Origin of the sequence: Streptomyces sp. NPDC001315 (assembly GCF_042896175.1) — a bacterium.
Lineage (GTDB): Bacteria > Actinomycetota > Actinomycetes > Streptomycetales > Streptomycetaceae > Streptomyces.
Window position 1 is genome coordinate 685456 of sequence record NZ_JBIAWZ010000001.1, and the last position, 14641, is coordinate 700096.

A 14641-nucleotide genomic window follows, 5' to 3' on the forward strand; every position below is an offset into this window, starting at 1 on the left:
CTGCCACCCGAGGGGGGTGGTCGCACAAACTGGCCGCCCGCGCGTGCCTCATCCCCCAAATCGTCAGACTGACGAGATGGGAGTACGATCCGTCCCCATACTGCATACCCCGGGGGACAACCCCCGGACCCCCGGCAGAGACTGGGGGTGTCCGGAGAGTCATTGCGAGGAGAGCTTTGGTGGACGTAGCGGACCTTGGGCTGCCGGTGGACGTTCCCTCGACGGCGCTCTTCACTGACCAGTACGAGCTGACGATGCTGCAGGCCGCCCTGAAGGCGGGCACGGCCGGGCGGCGCAGCGTGTTCGAGGTCTTCACCCGGCGGCTGCCGAACGGGCGGCGCTACGGCGTCGTCGCGGGCACCGGGCGCGTGCTGGACGCGATCGAGAACTTCCGCTTCGACGCGGATGTCCTGGGCTTCCTGCGCGAGCACGCCATCGTCGACGCGGAGACCCTGGAGTGGCTCGCCTCGTACCGGTTCTCCGGCGACGTCTGGGGCTACCCCGAGGGCGAGGTGTACTTCCCGGGCTCCCCGATCATGCGGGTCGAGGGCTCCTTCGCCGAGTGCGTGCTGCTGGAGACGGTGATCCTCTCCGTCCTCAACCACGACTCGGCGATCGCGGCCGCCGCGTCCCGGATGTCCTCCGCCGCCGGGGAGCGGCCGCTGATCGAGATGGGCGCCCGGCGCACCCACGAGCTGGCCGCGGTCGCCGCCTCGCGCGCCGCGTACGTGGGAGGCTTCGCCTCCACCTCCGACCTGGCCGCCGGCTTCCGCTACAACATCCCGACCGTCGGCACCTCCGCCCACGCCTTCACCCTGCTGCACGACCGTGAGCGGGACGCGTTCCAGGCCCAGGTCGCCTCGCTGGGCCGGGGCACGACCCTGCTGGTGGACACCTATGACGTCGCCGAGGCGGTCCGTACGGCCGTCGAGATCGCCGGGCCCGAGCTGGGCGCCGTGCGCATCGACTCCGGCGACCTGCTGCTGGTGGCGCACCGGGTGCGCCATCAGCTGGACGAGCTGGGCGCGACCGACACGAAGATCATCGTGACCTCCGACCTGGACGAGTACGCGATCGCCTCGCTGGCCGCGGCGCCCGTGGACGCGTACGGCGTCGGTACACAGCTGGTGACCGGCTCCGGGCACCCGACCTGCTCGATGGTCTACAAGCTGGTCGCCCGCGCCGAGTCCGCCGACCCGAAGGCGCCGCTGCTGCCGGTGGCGAAGAGGTCCACCGGCGGCAAGACCTCCATCGGCGGCCGCAAGTGGGCCGCGCGGCGGCTGGACGAGTACGGGGTCCCCGAGGCCGAGGTCGTCGGCACCGGCCCGGTGCCCGGCGAGCTCGCGGACCGGCAGCTGCTGGTCGAGCTGGTCAAGGGCGGCGAGGTCGTCGCCCGCGAGCCCCTGGACGTCGTACGCGACCGCCACGCGGCGGTCCTGGCCGAGCTGCCGCTGTCGGCGACGCAGCTGTCGCGGGGGGAACCCGTCATTCCTACGGAGTACGTCCACGGGCGGTCGGGTAGCTAGAGCTAGTGCCCTCACTCACGCCCGCGCCCGCCCCCTCCCGTGCCGACCCCGAAGTCTCTAGGCTCGGAAGTTCACGGCCGGGCCCGCGCCCCTTCTCCCTCCCCTTCCTCGTCGAGATCCCATAGCCGAAGGACACCGACCATGCGCCGCGCCTTGATCGTCGTAGACGTGCAGAACGACTTCTGCGAGGGAGGCAGCCTCGCGGTGGCCGGGGGTGCCGATGTCGCCGCCGCGATCACCGAGCTGATCGGCCAGGCACCCGCCGGCTACCGGCACGTGGTGGCCACCCGCGACCACCACATAGCGCCCGGCGGCCACTTCGCCGACAACCCCGACTTCGTCCACTCCTGGCCCGCGCACTGCGTCGCCGGCACGGAGGGGGTGGGCTTCCACCCGAACTTCGCGCCCGCGGTCGCCTCCGGGGCGATCGACGCCGTGTTCGACAAGGGGGCGTACGCGGCGGCGTACAGCGGCTTCGAAGGCGCCGACGAGAACGGCGTCTCGCTGGGCGACTGGCTCCGGGCTCGGCAGATCGACGAGGTGGACGTGGTGGGCATCGCCACGGACCACTGCGTGCGGGCCACCGCCCTGGACGCCGCACGGGAGGGCTTCCGCACGCAGGTGCTCCTCGACCTGACCGCCGGGGTGGCCGAGGAGACCACCGCGCGGGCGCTGGAGGAGCTGCGGGAGGCGGGCGTGGAGCTGACCGGGAAGCCCGTCGTCTGAGCGGCTCACACCGGGGCTGCGGGCCGCCTCAGCAGGGCCCTGATCGGACGCCACAGCTCCGGCGGGGTGACACCGTTGTCGGGGGCCGTGCGCCATATCAGGCCGTCGGGATGGTGCAGGACCGCGGTGATCTCGTCCGGGGTCGGCGGGGCCGCGTTGCCCCGCAGGTAGACGGCGCGCAGGCCCAGGTTGCGGAGCCTGGTCAGGGCCCGGGCGCGGTTCCGGGCGTGGACGAGTACACGGACTCCGGTCGGGCCGTCGGTGGCGGGGCTGGGCAGGTTCAGTGCCACCACCACCATGCCGTTCGGCAGTCTGCAGAAACCTCCTGCGGCCATACGGTCACACCCCCGTGCGCTTCGGCGTCAATAAGAAATCCACAGGACGCACCTAAACACGCTCGGCGGCAACCCGCCAAGGGGTTGCCGCCGATACGCATCTGACCTGCGAAAACTCTCTTTACTTCACGGACGGGCCAACCTGGAGCTTGATCGTCGAGCCGCTCAGCGGCTCATCGACGATCTTGATCCGGGTGCCGGTGTCAGTGATCTTGACGCCGGCGAGCGGGTTCGACGTGTCGTAGTACGTCGACGTGCTGTCGTCGAAGACCGGAACGCCGGCCTGCGACTTGATCTTGGCGGCGACGTCGGCCTTGTGCAGCGTGACGGCGTCGGTCGGGTACCGGCCGAACGTGGAGTCGTAGGCCTGGATGCGGTTGCGCATCAGCGTGCCGTCGGACCACTTCAGCGCCGTCGGGTGGGAGTCGATCGGCAGGATCAGGCCCTCGCCCGGGTGCGCGCTGGTGTTGTCGTCGGCCTGGGAGGTGTCCCACTTCCAGATCAGCAGACCGTTCTGGTAGGCGTAGTGCTCCACCCAGTCCGGACGGGTCGTCGAGAAGCCGAAGTTGTACGGGCCGGTCTTCAACTGCTTGTCGTACGACACGTACTGGCGGTTCTCGGCGATGTAGTACTGCGCGTAGTCGTCCGTGATGGACGCGCCGACACGGGAGAAGCCGGCCGCCGTCCAGGCCGCGTCGGCGGACTCGGCGTTGTCGGAGAACAGGGCTGCGCCATCGGCGGTCACCGTGATCTCGTCGGCCGCGAAGCCCTTCAGCGCCACACCGCCGTCGGTCTGGTAGCGGAAGCGCAGGTCGATCTTCTGGCCCGCGTACGCGTCGAGCGGGAACGTCAGCTTCTGGTAGGCGTCCACCGAGCCGGTGAGGGCGGGCTTGTCGCTGCCGTCGCGCGGGATGGCGGTGCCGTCGGCCAGAGTGCCGTCGATCGGCGTCCAGTTGGCGCCGCCGTCGGTGGAGACCTCGGTGTAGAGGTAGTCGTAGTCCTGCTCGATGTCCCACCAGCCGTCGAGGGTGAGGCTCGCGGCGGACTTGCCGGTCAGGTCGACCGAACGGGTGAGGGTGTTGCGCAGGTCGTCACCGCTGCCGCTCCACCACTGCGTGGCGCCCTGCGCCGGGGTGACGACGTCGGTGGTGACCGTCTTCTCCGGCAGCTGGACCACGACGGCCTGCGGGTTCTTGGTGTTGTACTCCGCGACACCCAGCGTGTGCGAGGACTTGGTGCCGGCCTTCGCCACGTCGTAGTCGAGCCAGCCGAGCTGGAGCTTGTCCCAGGCGCCCAGGTCGCCGGGAAGGTCGCCGATGGCCTCCTTGCCGGTGCCGAGCCAGGAACCGGAGGACATCAGGGTCCAGAAGCCGGTGGAGTTCTCGCCGCCCGCGGTGTCGTACTCGTCGGGCAGGCCGAGGTCGTGGCCGTACTCGTGGGCGAAGACGCCCAGGCCGCCGTTCTCCGGCTGGATGGTGTAGTCGCCGACCCAGATGCCGGTGTCGCCGATCTGCGTGCCGCCGAGCTTGTTGGTGTCCGGGCCGGTGGCGCCGGCGTCGGTGCCGAAGGCGTACCAGCGGTGCGCCCAGATCGCGTCCTCGCCCTGCGCGCCGCCGCCCGCGGACTCGTCCTCGCCGGCGTGCACGATCTGGAAGTGGTCGATGTAGCCGTCGGGCTCGTTGAAGTCGCCGTCGCCGTCGTAGTCGTAGCGGTCCCACTGGTCGAACTCGGCGAGCTCCGCCTTGATCTCGGCGGCGGTGTCACCGGCCGCCTCACGCTCGGCGACCCAGGCGTTGACGCCGTCCTGCACCGCGTACCAGGCGCCGGTGGACGCCTCGTTCGAGCCGTAACGAGCCTCGTTGTAGGGAACCTTGACCCAGTCGGTGACCTCGCCGTCGACCGAGTAGCGGCCCGAGGACTGCTTCTCGTAGTACTTCTTCAGCGACTCGACGCCGTTGCCGGTGCCGAAGTACAGGTCCTGGAAGTGCTCCTGGTTGTAGTCCGCCTGCCAGGCCGTGCTGTTGTCCTTGGCGCGGTCCGGCGCGGCTATCTCGTTGTGCAGCGGGCCGACGGTGCCGCCGTAGCGGCTGTCCACCTGGTCGCCGAACTCGACGAGGATCGTGAAGATCTTGTCGGTCTTCTCACGGCCGAGCTCGACGTATTTACTGTCGCCCTTCGTGCTCTTCAGCTGGACGACCTGCGAGCCGTCACGGTCCTTGACCGTGGCCTCGCCGGATATGACCTGCTGAAGGGCCTCCTCGCGCTGTGCCTCCTGGGTCTTGCTCAGGGGGCCGTCGAGGTCGTGTTCCTTGCTCTTCACCGGCTGCGGGTCATGCCGGTCCACCGCGGAGGTCTCCGCGGACGTGGTCTCCGCGGCCTGCGCCACCGCGAAGGTCGAGAACGTCGCCGAGGCCGCCGCTACGGCGACGACCGCGGCGGCCGTTCTGAAGGTCCAGGTTCTACCGGTCACTTGATGTCCTCCCCTAACGCGACCGACCGCGCGGAAGGGGGGCCTGTTCATGGAAGGTCCGCGCGCGGTTATACGCGTGTAGTCAAGTGACGACATTTGACTACTGGTTTGCGAGAAAAGACAGACCTTGACTTGAGCAGGACAACTGCATTATGCGAAGCAGGAGTTCGCATTACGGACACGAGGCTGTAACACAACGGGCGCGCGCCACTGTCCACTTGCTGGATGCCATGACTCCGTGCGCCCCCCGTGCACCGACCCTGTTGGTTAGGTCACGCTTACCGCTCGTTCCGCTCGGGCATGCAGCCGATTAGAGTCGACTGGCGGAAGGCCCGGAAGTCGGCGGAAAGCCAGGCCGATACCACGTCTCACCCCTTTTTCCCATCCGAGGACACGATTGCCATGCCTCGTCCGACTGCCGCACAGCTCGCCTACGGTTCCTGCACCGTGATCTTCTCGACGCTCGCCATGCTGCTGCTGTCACAGACGAGTTCGGGCGTGGGGATCGCGGTGATCGCCCTCGCGGCACTCGCGCTCGGGCTCCTCGTCGCGATGACGGTCCCGCTGCCGAAGCCGCGCGCCGTCGCGCCGGCCGAGGTACCCGTGGTCGCCGAGGTACCCGTGGTCGCCGAAGTGCCCGCGGTCTCCGGTGTACCCGCGGTCTCCGAGAGGGCCGAGGTCGTCGAGCTGCCCGAGGTCGTCCAGGAGCGGGTGCCGACGGCTCCCTGACGGAGCCCGGCACACGGTCGGCGGGCCCGAGTTCGCACGGACCCGCCGTTTCTTCCGGACGCCGGACGCGGCGCCCGGGGCGCCTCAGGTGGTGCTGACCACCACCGTCCTGGCCGCCTTGTCGTGCAGACCCTGCTTGTAGGGCTTGTCGAAGAAGCTCCAGCCGCCCGCGATGATCGTCCAGACGCAGGCGCAGCAGAAGGCGAACGGGATCCACAGCACCGCCGCGCGGGCCAGCGCGGTCTGCACGGAGGGCGTGGCGCCGTTGTCGAGGTTGGCCACGCGCATGCCCAGCCATTTCTTGCCGAGGGTCTGCCCGGACTTGCTGATCAAGAAGGTGTCGTAGGCGATGTAGAGCACGGCGGCGACCAGGGACTGCGCGAAGGACTTGCCGTAGGAGATCTTTTCCGCGTTCACGTCGTACTCGTGGACTCCGGTGCCCCAGGTGACCAGCCAGACGACGATGCCGACGAGGATCATGTCGATGATCCGGGCGAGTGTGCGCTTGCCGCTGTCGGCGAGCGGCGGCATGCCGGCGAGCGGGTCGGCGGGGTACTGGCCACCGCCGTAGGGACCGCCTCCGCCGTAAGGAGGCTGACCACCGTAAGGGGGCTGACCCCCGTACGGAGGCTGCCCGCCGTAGGGGGGCTCGCCGCCGTACGGCGGCCGACCACCCGGCGGTGGGGGCTCCTGGCCGCCCGGCGGTGGGGGCTCCTGGCCGCCCTGGGGCGTGTCGTACGGCGAGCCCTCGCCCTGCCCGGGCGGGGGCTTCTTCCTGAACGGGTCGTCGTCCGGTGGCTGCTGACCGGAGCCGGGGGGCGGTTCGCTGCTCATGGGCCGAGTCGACCGCGAACCCTCCGGCTCCGCATCCGGCGAGCGGCCGTCCGGAGTACCGCTTTTCCGGTGGCTCTCCGACGTATACGGTCAGCCGCTCAGTCCGCTACGAACGTGTGTGCGGCCTTGTCGTGCCAGCACTGGCGCCACGGCCGGTCGAACAGGCACCACAGGACGCCTACGACACCGATGCCGAGCAGACCGGGCACGCTGTAGACGAGCCAGCGGCGCAGAGCCGCGCCGAAGGCCGGGGGCTCGTGGCCCTCGATGTCCCGCACCTCCAGACCGAGCAGCTTCTTGCCCAGCGTGCGGCCCCACTTGGCGGTGGGCAGCGCCTCGTAGAGGACTCCGAAGACGAGCAGGACGGCGAGGACGATTCCGAGGTACACCGATGTCGTGCCGTCGAGCAGCCAGACCGTGACGGTCTCACCGGACAGCTTGGCCGCGTCGATCTTCTCGTTGACGTGGTCGAGCGCCTTCGTGCCGAGCGGTACCGCGGCGGCGGAGGTGACGGCCGCGAGGACCACGGTGTCGACGAACCGGGCCGCGAGGCGCTTGCCGAGCCCCGCGGGCCGGGCCGCCGCCTGACGCCGGGCGGCCGCCTGGAACACGTCCTCGACCGGCGGCTTCCACGGCGCGACGGGCTGGTCGTCGCCCACGCCCGCCAGCCGGTGCACCTGCTGCGCCCAGGACGGCTGACCGCCGCCCGGCCCGCTGGTCATCGGCGTCATCGGCGCGGCGCCGGCGGGGACGGGTGCGGGTGCGGGGGCCGCGGCGGGGGCTTCTGCCTGTGGCTGAGGCCGCTGTGGCTGCGGTTGTGGCTGAGCGGCCGCCGCCCGGTCCGCGGCGGCCTTCCCGGCACCGAAGCCGGGGCGTCCGGTGCCGACGCCGGGCGCGGGCGGGCCGACGGGTCCCTGCGGGCCGTAGCCGTCGGCCCCGAACCCTTCGGCCGACGGGGCCGCGCCCTGGGCGCCGATGCCCGGCGCCCCGGCAGCCCCTGCCGACCCCACCGGGCCCTGCGGGCCGAACCCCGCGGCCCCGGCACCGCCGTCGCCCGCCGCCGGTGCGCCGCCGGTATGTACGGAAGCGCCCCCGCGCTGCGCCGTGCGCGCCCCGTCCTGCTGCGCCGGGCGCGGGGAAACCGCGCGGAAGGTCATGGTGCCGTCGTCGCCGGCGGGACCGCCGGGGCGGGGGACGCCGGGAGTGGCCCGGTCGGCCGGGGCGCCGGAGGCACCGGGCCCCACCGTCGGCCGGCGGAACACGAACGTTCCGTCGGAGGGGATGTCGCCGGACTCCGCGGGCGGGATCGTCGCCGTGCCGTCCGTGCTGGCGGAGCGGCCGTCGGGCTGAGCCGCGGCGACCCGGGGGTCGGTGCCCTGCGGAGCGCCCCAGGAGACACGGCGGTCCTGGTCGCCGCCGAAGCCGGACTGGCGGGAGCGGTCGGCGCCCCAGGCGGACGCCGGCTCGGGACGGCTGCCGTGCTGCGCCTCGGCCGGGCCGGCCGGGCCTTGCTGCCCCGGGTCCTCGTCGAAGAAGTGCGGGCCGGTCTCCTCGACCGGCGCGGGCGCGGGCGGGGACGCCGGCTGGGCGCCGGGCGGCGGCGTGAGCGGCGCTCCGTCGGACGGGGCCGGACGGCTCGTGCCCGGTACCCAGGAGGCACCGTTCCAGTACCGGACATATCCAGGAATGGACGGATCCGGGTAATACCCTTCGCGGGGCCTGTCGTCGCCGGGTGCCGGGGTTGGGGCGCTCATGTCCGTCGTCCCGTATCTGCTCGGGGGTCCAATGGGGCCTCCACATCTACCAGACGAGCGCAACCCCCACCGCCAGTCCCGCCCGACCCGCCCCTTTCCGGGCAACCTCGTACACGTACTTCACACGCCCGGAAGAAAGTCCGGAGAAAAGTTCCGCCAACCCGCGTAATGGTTCCGGCCCTCCCCTCTCTCCTCCCGTACGGGCTCACCCCAGGACCCCGTACGAGAGAGGAACGCACGACATGCACCCCACCGTGGTAGAGCGTGAACTGGAGCTCAAGCTCGTCCTGTCGTCGGAGCGCAGCATCCCCGTCCCGGCCCGTCTCAGCTACCGCCGCGACGATCCGTACGCCGTCCACATCGCCTTCCACATCGACTCCGAGCACCCCGTGAACTGGACGTTCGGCCGTGAACTCCTGGTGGAGGGGGTGTTCCGGCCGTGCGGGCACGGGGATGTGCGGGTGTGGCCGACGAAGGTCGCCGGGCGCAGCGTCGTGCTGATGGCGCTCAGTTCACCCGACGGGGACGCGCTGCTGGAAGCCCCGACGGCACAGGTGTCGGCCTGGCTGGAGCGCACGCTGCTGCTGGTGCCCCCGGGGTCGGAGGGGGAGCGGCTCGGCCTGGACGACGGTCTGGCCGAGTTGCTCGCCCCGACGCCGATGGACGACCTGTGGCTGCGCGGCCCTCGGCCGTCGGACGAGTCCCAGGACGGGGCGTGAGCCGGCGGGGCATCGGGGTGGGTCAGAAGAGTTTGCCCGGGTTCAGGATGCCCAGCGGGTCGAAGACCTGCTTGACCGCCCGCTGCATCTCCAGCCCCACGGGGCCGATCTCGCGCGCCAGCCACTCCTTCTTCAGCACGCCCACGCCGTGCTCGCCGGTGATCGTGCCGCCGAGCTCCAGGCCGAGGGCCATGATCTCGTCGAAGGACTCGCGGGCGCGCCGGGACTCGTCGGGGTCCTGCGCGTCGAAGCAGACCGTCGGGTGCGTGTTGCCGTCGCCCGCGTGCGCGACGACCCCGATCGTGAGCTGGTACTTCTCGGCGATCCGCTCGACTCCTTCGAGCATGTCGCCGAGCCGTGACCGGGGCACGCACACGTCGTCGATCATCGTCGTGCCGGCCACCCTCTCCAGCGCGGTGAGCGACAACCTGCGCGCCTGCAGGAGCAGTTCCGACTCGGCCGCGTCGTCGGCCGGTACGACCTGGGTGGCGCCGGCGGCCTCGCACAGCGCCCCGAGGGCGGCGAGGTCGGCGGCCGGGTCCGGGGTGTCGAAGGCCGCGAGCAGCAGCGCCTCCGTGCTCTCCGGCAGGCCCATGTGCGCGAGGTCGTTGACCGCCTTGACCGTCGTACGGTCCATCAGTTCGAGGAGGGACGGCACATGGCCCCCCGCCATGATCCGGCAGACCGCGTCGCAGGCGGCGGCCGCGGACGCGAACTCGGCGGCCAGCACCAGCTGCTGGGGCGGTTGCGGCTTGAGGGCCAGGACCGCCCGTACGACGATGCCGAGCGAACCCTCGGAGCCCACGAACAGACGGGTCAGGTCGTATCCGGCGACGCCCTTGGCGGTACGGCGGCCGGTGGACATCAGGCGGCCGTCGGCCAGCACCACGTCCAGGCCGAGGACGTACTCGGCGGTCACCCCGTACTTCACGCAGCACAGGCCGCCGGAGGCGGTGCCGATGTTGCCGCCGATCGTGCACATCTCCCAGCTGGAGGGGTCGGGAGGGTAGTACAGGCCGTGCTCGTTGACCGCCCGGGAGAGGGCGGCGTTGATGACGCCGGGCTCGACCACGGCGATGCGGTCGACCGGGCTGATCTCCAGGATCCGGTCCATCTTCGTCAGGGACAGCGCGATGCAGCCGGCGGAGGTGTTGGCGCCGCCGGACAGGCCGGTGCGGGCGCCCTGAGGGACGACCGGGACACGCAGCTCGGTGGCGGTGCGCATGACGTGCTGGACCTGTTCGACGGTACGCGGGAGCACGACCACTGCCGGGGCGCCGGCCGGGCAGAAGCTGGCCATGTCATTGGCGTACGAGACCGTGATGTCCGGATCGGTGACGACCGCCTCGGCGGGCAGGCCGTCCAGGAGACGGTCGACGAGGTTCCCGGTCGCTTCGTCACGAGGCGCTTCGATACGGCTCATGATCACAGGTTCGCACCCCGGGGCCATCGGTGTGAACCCCGTCCGCGGCTCCCATCGGCTGCCGCGATGTGGTCGTCGTACTGCAGCACAGTGAACGCCATGGACGCAGAACCGATGACCTCTGTGGCGTCGGCCCGCCGGCCGAGTACCGCCAGGCGTGTCGCCGGGCGGCTGTTGATCGCCTCGGCCGTGGTGTGTGTCGCGCTGGGCACGGTGCTGATGCTGGCGCCGTCGCAGCAGCGTGCCGAGGCGCCTCTGGTCCCGGTGGTGCCGGCCGCACCACCGGCGCCGGCTCCCGGAGCGCAGGCCCGGGCCGCGGTCCTCGGCGGACTGCCGGCCGCGCTGCCGGACCTGGCGATGCTGATCGGCGAACGCGAAGCGTATCTGCGGGTCCATCCGAAGGACGCGCGGTCGTGGGCGGTGCTCGGGGCCGCCTACGTCGAGCAGGGCCGGCGGGTGGCGGACGCCGCGTACTACCCGAGGGCCGAGGAGGCGCTGCGCACCTCGCTGCGGACCCGCCCGAAGGACAACGCGGAGGCCCTGGACGGCCTGGCCGCGCTGGCGAACGCCCGCCGCGACTTCCCGGCCGCCCGGGAGTGGGGCGAGGAGTCGCTGAAGCTGGCGCCGAAGCGGTGGACGACGTATCCGCTGCTGATCGACGCCTACACGGGACTCGGCGACTACAAGGCGGCCCGGGGGACCCTCGACAAGCTGATGGCGCTGCACCACGGACCCGCCGTGCAGGCGCGGGCCGCTGCCGTCTACCGGGACCGGGGCTGGCGCGAGGACGCGGCGGCCATGCTGTCCGACGCGGCGGCGGGCGCGCGGGATCCGGCGGAGCAGGCGGCGTACCAGGAGCAGGCCGGGGAGCTGGCGTGGGAGCGCGGGGACCGGGAGGAGGCGCTGCGGCGCTTCCGGGAGGCGGTACGGCTCGACCCGGACCAGCGGGCCGCGCAGGCCGGGCAGGGGCGGGTGCTGGCCGCGCTGGGGCGGACGTCGGAGGCGCTGGCCGCGTACCAGGCGGCGCTGGCCAAGCAGCCGCTGCCGCAGTACGCGCTGGAGCTGGGCGAGCTGTACGAGTCGCTGGGGCTGGAGCATGCCGCGCGGGTGCAGTACGACCTGCTGCGGGCGCGGGTGGACAACGCGGCCGCGGGCGGGGCCGACGAGGAGCTGCTGCTCGGGCGGTTCGAGGCGGACCACGGCGACGCGATGGACGCGGTGGAGCGGCTGCGGGCGGAGTGGGAGCGGCAGCCGGGGATCGCGGTGGCCGACGCGCTGGGGTGGGCGCTGCACCGGGCCGGGGATGACGAGGAGGCGCTGAAGTACGCCACGATCGCGACGGACAAGGATCACGGGGGCGGGGTGCGCAGTGCGCCGTACGCGTACCACCGGGGGATGATCGAGCGGCAGCTGGAGCTGACCGGCCCCGCGTCGCGGCACCTTCAGGAGGCGCTGCGGATCAACCCCTACTTCTCGCCGTTGGCGGTGCCCGCCGCTCGGACGGCGCTGGCGCGGCTGGGCGAGCCGCCGGACGTGGGCCTGGGCGAGGAGGACGCGGGAAGCGAGCAGCGTTGAGTCACCCGGCCGCCGTGCCGATCAGCGCGCCTCCCCGTCGGCGTGGAAGGGTTCGGCGACGGCGCCGAACCCCTCCGTACCGCCCACGTCGTTGATCCCGGCCGGGCGATGAGCTCGGCCTACAGGTTGCCGCGCTTCTCCTGCTCCCGCTCGATCGCCTCGAACAGGGCCTTGAAGTTGCCCTTGCCGAAGCCCATCGAGCCGTGCCGTTCGATGATCTCGAAGAAGACGGTCGGCCGGTCCTGGACCGGCTTGGTGAAGATCTGGAGCAGGTAGCCGTCCTCGTCGCGGTCGGCGAGGATCTTCAGTTCGCGCAGGGTCTCCACGGGGACGCGGGTGTCGCCGACCCACTCGCCGAGGGTGTCGTAGTAGGAGTCGGGCGTGTCCAGGAACTCCACCCCGGCCGCGCGCATCGTCCGTACCGTCTGCACGATGTCGTTCGTGTTGAGCGCGATGTGCTGGACGCCGGCGCCGCCGTAGAACTCCAGGTACTCGTCGATCTGGGACTTCTTCTTGGCGACGGCGGGCTCGTTGATCGGGAACTTGACCTTGAGCGTGCCGTCGGCGACGACCTTCGACATCAGGGCGCTGTACTCGGTGGCGATGTCGTCGCCCACGAACTCCTTCATGTTCGTGAAGCCCATGACCTCGTTGTAGAAGCCGACCCACTCGTTCATCCGGCCGAGCTCGACGTTGCCTACGCAGTGGTCGATGGCCTGGAAGGTGCGGTGGGCCGGCGGTTCGACGATCGGGGTGGCGGCGACGAAGCCGGGGAGGTAGGGGCCGTCGTAGCCGGAGCGGTCGACGAGGGTGTGGCGGGTCTCGCCGTACGTCGCGATCGCGGCCAGGACCACCGTGCCGTGCTCGTCCTTCAGCTCGTACGGCTCGGTCACCGAGCGGGCGCCGTGCTCGATGGCGTAGGCGTACGCGCGGCGGGCGTCCGGGACCTCGATGGCGAGGTCGACGACGCCGTCGCCGTGCTCGGCCACGTGCTGGGCGAGGAAGTGGCCCCAGGCGGTGGCGGGCTTGATCACGGAGGTGAACACGAAGCGCGCGGAGCCGTTCTCCAGGACGTAGCTCGCGGTCTCGCGGGCGCCGTTCTCCGGTCCGGAGTAGGCCACCCGGCGCATGCCGAAGGCGGTGGAGTAGTAGTGCGCCGCCTGCTTGGCGTTGCCCACGGCGAAGACGACCGCGTCCATTCCCTTGACCGGGAAGGGGTCGGCCTGCCGGGCGGTCGCGTCGGGAGTGTGGTGTGTGGTCTGCGTCATAGCGGCAGCCTGGCCCGGCCTTGCAAGGTGCGCAATAGTTTGCGTGTTCGCTGGGCAATCTGTGCAGTGCCAGGCCAGTAACGGCGGGCTTTCTGTACATGATGACCACTCCGGGAGGGTTCCGCATGGCGATCGATCGACTAGACGGCCGGATCATCGTGCTGCTGGCGCGCGAGCCGCGGATCGGCGTGCTCGAGATGTCACGGCGGCTCGGAGTCGCGCGGGGGACCGTGCAGGCGCGGCTGGACCGGCTTCAGTCGAACGGAGTCATCCGGGGATTCGGTCCTCAGGTCGATCCGGCGGCCCTCGGCTATCCCGTCACCGCCTTCGCCACCCTCCAGATCCGGCAGGGGCAAGGGCCCGACGTACGGGCGCACTTGGGATCGGTGCCGGAGGTGCTGGAGCTGCACACCACCACCGGCAGCGGGGACATGCTGTGCCGGCTGGTGGCCCGTTCCAACGCCGATCTCCAGCGGGTCATCGACCTGGTTGTCGGTTTTGATGGGATCGTCCGGGCCTCCACCGCGATCGTGATGGAGAACCCCGTTCCGCTGCGGATCATCCCGCTGGTGGAGCAGGCGGCGGAGGACCGGGACACGACCTGACCGAGCGAGGGGGTGACCGCGCTTGAATTTCTGGGAGTACTTGAGCACGCGCCACCAGCAGCTGCTCACCGACGCCTACCAGCACGCCAGCGCCGTCTTCCAGTGCATGGTGGTGGCGACCCTGATCGGCGTGCTGATCGGCGTCGTCACCTACCGCAGCGAGTGGGCCGGCAACCTGGCCACCATCACCACCGCCACCCTGCTGACCATCCCGTCCCTCGCCATGATCGGTCTGCTCGTCCCGGTCGTGGGGCTGGGCGTGCCGCCGACCGTCATCTCGCTGACCCTGTACGGGCTGCTGCCGATCGTGCGGAACGCCATCGTGGGCCTGCGCGGCGTCGACCCCTCCCTGGTGGACGCGGCGCGCGGCATCGGCATGTCCCGGCCGGCCCGACTCCTGCGGGTGGAGCTTCCGCTCGCCTGGCCGCCGATCCTCACCGGCATCCGCGTGTCGACGCAGATGCTGATGGGCATCGCCGCCATCGCCGCGTACGCCTCCGGGCCCGGCCTCGGCAACGAGATCTTCCGCGGCCTCGCCTCCCTGGGCAGCAGGAACGCGCTCAACCAGGTACTCGCGGGCACGCTCGGGATCGTCATCCTCGCGCTGTTGTTCGACGCCGCGTACGTCCTGCTCGGGCGGTTGACCATTCCCAGGGGGATCCGTGCCTGAGCCCTCC

13 protein-coding genes are annotated in these 14641 nt (G+C 71.3%); 7 read left to right on the top strand and 6 right to left on the bottom strand.

The annotated features are described in order from the left end of the window. The first annotated feature begins 179 nt into the window (after positions 1-179). Entirely contained in the window at positions 180-1526 is a 1347-nt protein-coding gene (locus tag ACFY16_RS03005; protein ID WP_390645304.1) for a nicotinate phosphoribosyltransferase, read from the top strand. A gap of 141 nt (positions 1527-1667) precedes the next feature. Further along, positions 1668-2252, top strand: coding sequence for an isochorismatase family protein (locus tag ACFY16_RS03010; protein WP_390645305.1), 585 nt, complete (start codon positions 1668-1670; stop codon positions 2250-2252). 5 nt (positions 2253-2257) lie between these two features. On the opposite strand, the gene ACFY16_RS03015 is transcribed toward ACFY16_RS03010, so the two are convergent. After that, entirely contained in the window at positions 2258-2587 is a 330-nt protein-coding gene (locus ACFY16_RS03015; protein WP_390645306.1) for a hypothetical protein, read from the bottom strand. A 121-nt stretch (positions 2588-2708) separates the two neighbouring features. Beyond that, complete coding sequence (locus ACFY16_RS03020) at positions 2709-5057, bottom strand: immune inhibitor A domain-containing protein (protein ID WP_390645307.1); 2349 nt, start codon at positions 5055-5057, stop codon at positions 2709-2711. A gap of 402 nt (positions 5058-5459) precedes the next feature. On the opposite strand from ACFY16_RS03020, the gene ACFY16_RS03025 reads away from it, so the two are divergent. After that, positions 5460-5786 (top strand): hypothetical protein, encoded by a 327-nt coding sequence (locus ACFY16_RS03025; protein WP_390645308.1) that lies wholly within the window; start codon positions 5460-5462, stop codon positions 5784-5786. 84 nt (positions 5787-5870) lie between these two features. Here the strand turns inward: ACFY16_RS03025 and ACFY16_RS03030 are convergent, their stop codons facing one another. Together ACFY16_RS03030 and ACFY16_RS03035 are read right to left on the bottom strand one after the other, a co-directional pair. Continuing rightward, a complete protein-coding gene (locus ACFY16_RS03030) occupies positions 5871-6620 on the bottom strand; it encodes an RDD family protein (protein ID WP_390645309.1) in 750 nt (249 codons plus the stop codon). Positions 6621-6718: 98 nt separating this feature from the next. Then, positions 6719-8374, bottom strand: coding sequence for an RDD family protein (locus ACFY16_RS03035; protein ID WP_390645310.1), 1656 nt, complete (start codon positions 8372-8374; stop codon positions 6719-6721). Between the two features lie 242 nt (positions 8375-8616). Here ACFY16_RS03035 and ACFY16_RS03040 point away from each other — a divergent pair, with 242 nt between their 5' ends. Then, positions 8617-9093, top strand: a complete 477-nt coding sequence (locus ACFY16_RS03040; RefSeq protein WP_390645311.1) for an SsgA family sporulation/cell division regulator — start codon at positions 8617-8619, stop codon at positions 9091-9093. 22 nt (positions 9094-9115) lie between these two features. Here ACFY16_RS03040 and ACFY16_RS03045 read toward each other — a convergent pair whose 3' ends face one another. Then, on the bottom strand, positions 9116-10522 hold the full coding sequence (locus ACFY16_RS03045; protein WP_390645312.1) for an FAD-binding oxidoreductase: 1407 nt from the start codon (positions 10520-10522) through the stop codon (positions 9116-9118). A 93-nt stretch (positions 10523-10615) separates the two neighbouring features. Here ACFY16_RS03045 and ACFY16_RS03050 point away from each other — a divergent pair, with 93 nt between their 5' ends. Beyond that, a complete protein-coding gene (locus ACFY16_RS03050; protein ID WP_390645313.1) occupies positions 10616-12091 on the top strand; it encodes a tetratricopeptide repeat protein in 1476 nt (491 codons plus the stop codon). Between the two features lie 119 nt (positions 12092-12210). Here the strand turns inward: ACFY16_RS03050 and hppD are convergent, their stop codons facing one another. Then, complete coding sequence (hppD, locus tag ACFY16_RS03055) at positions 12211-13359, bottom strand: 4-hydroxyphenylpyruvate dioxygenase (protein WP_390645314.1); 1149 nt, start codon at positions 13357-13359, stop codon at positions 12211-12213. A 125-nt stretch (positions 13360-13484) separates the two neighbouring features. Between hppD and ACFY16_RS03060 the strand changes: the two genes are divergently transcribed. Further along, positions 13485-13964 (top strand): Lrp/AsnC family transcriptional regulator, encoded by a 480-nt coding sequence (locus tag ACFY16_RS03060; protein WP_351139635.1) that lies wholly within the window; start codon positions 13485-13487, stop codon positions 13962-13964. A gap of 22 nt (positions 13965-13986) precedes the next feature. Then, positions 13987-14634, top strand: coding sequence for an ABC transporter permease (locus ACFY16_RS03065; protein ID WP_390645315.1), 648 nt, complete (start codon positions 13987-13989; stop codon positions 14632-14634). Positions 14635-14641 lie beyond the last annotated feature (7 nt).

Coding starts and splice junctions, on each gene's coding strand:
- ACFY16_RS03025 (WP_390645308.1), top strand. CDS start 5,460: ATGCCTCGTCCGACTGCCGCACAGCTCGCCTACGGTTCCTGCACCGTG.
- ACFY16_RS03030 (WP_390645309.1), bottom strand. CDS start 6,620: ATGAGCAGCGAACCGCCCCCCGGCTCCGGTCAGCAGCCACCGGACGAC.
- ACFY16_RS03010 (WP_390645305.1), top strand. CDS start 1,668: ATGCGCCGCGCCTTGATCGTCGTAGACGTGCAGAACGACTTCTGCGAG.
- ACFY16_RS03040 (WP_390645311.1), top strand. CDS start 8,617: ATGCACCCCACCGTGGTAGAGCGTGAACTGGAGCTCAAGCTCGTCCTG.
- hppD (WP_390645314.1), bottom strand. CDS start 13,359: ATGACGCAGACCACACACCACACTCCCGACGCGACCGCCCGGCAGGCC.
- ACFY16_RS03060 (WP_351139635.1), top strand. CDS start 13,485: ATGGCGATCGATCGACTAGACGGCCGGATCATCGTGCTGCTGGCGCGC.
- ACFY16_RS03035 (WP_390645310.1), bottom strand. CDS start 8,374: ATGAGCGCCCCAACCCCGGCACCCGGCGACGACAGGCCCCGCGAAGGG.
- ACFY16_RS03015 (WP_390645306.1), bottom strand. CDS start 2,587: ATGGCCGCAGGAGGTTTCTGCAGACTGCCGAACGGCATGGTGGTGGTG.
- ACFY16_RS03050 (WP_390645313.1), top strand. CDS start 10,616: ATGGACGCAGAACCGATGACCTCTGTGGCGTCGGCCCGCCGGCCGAGT.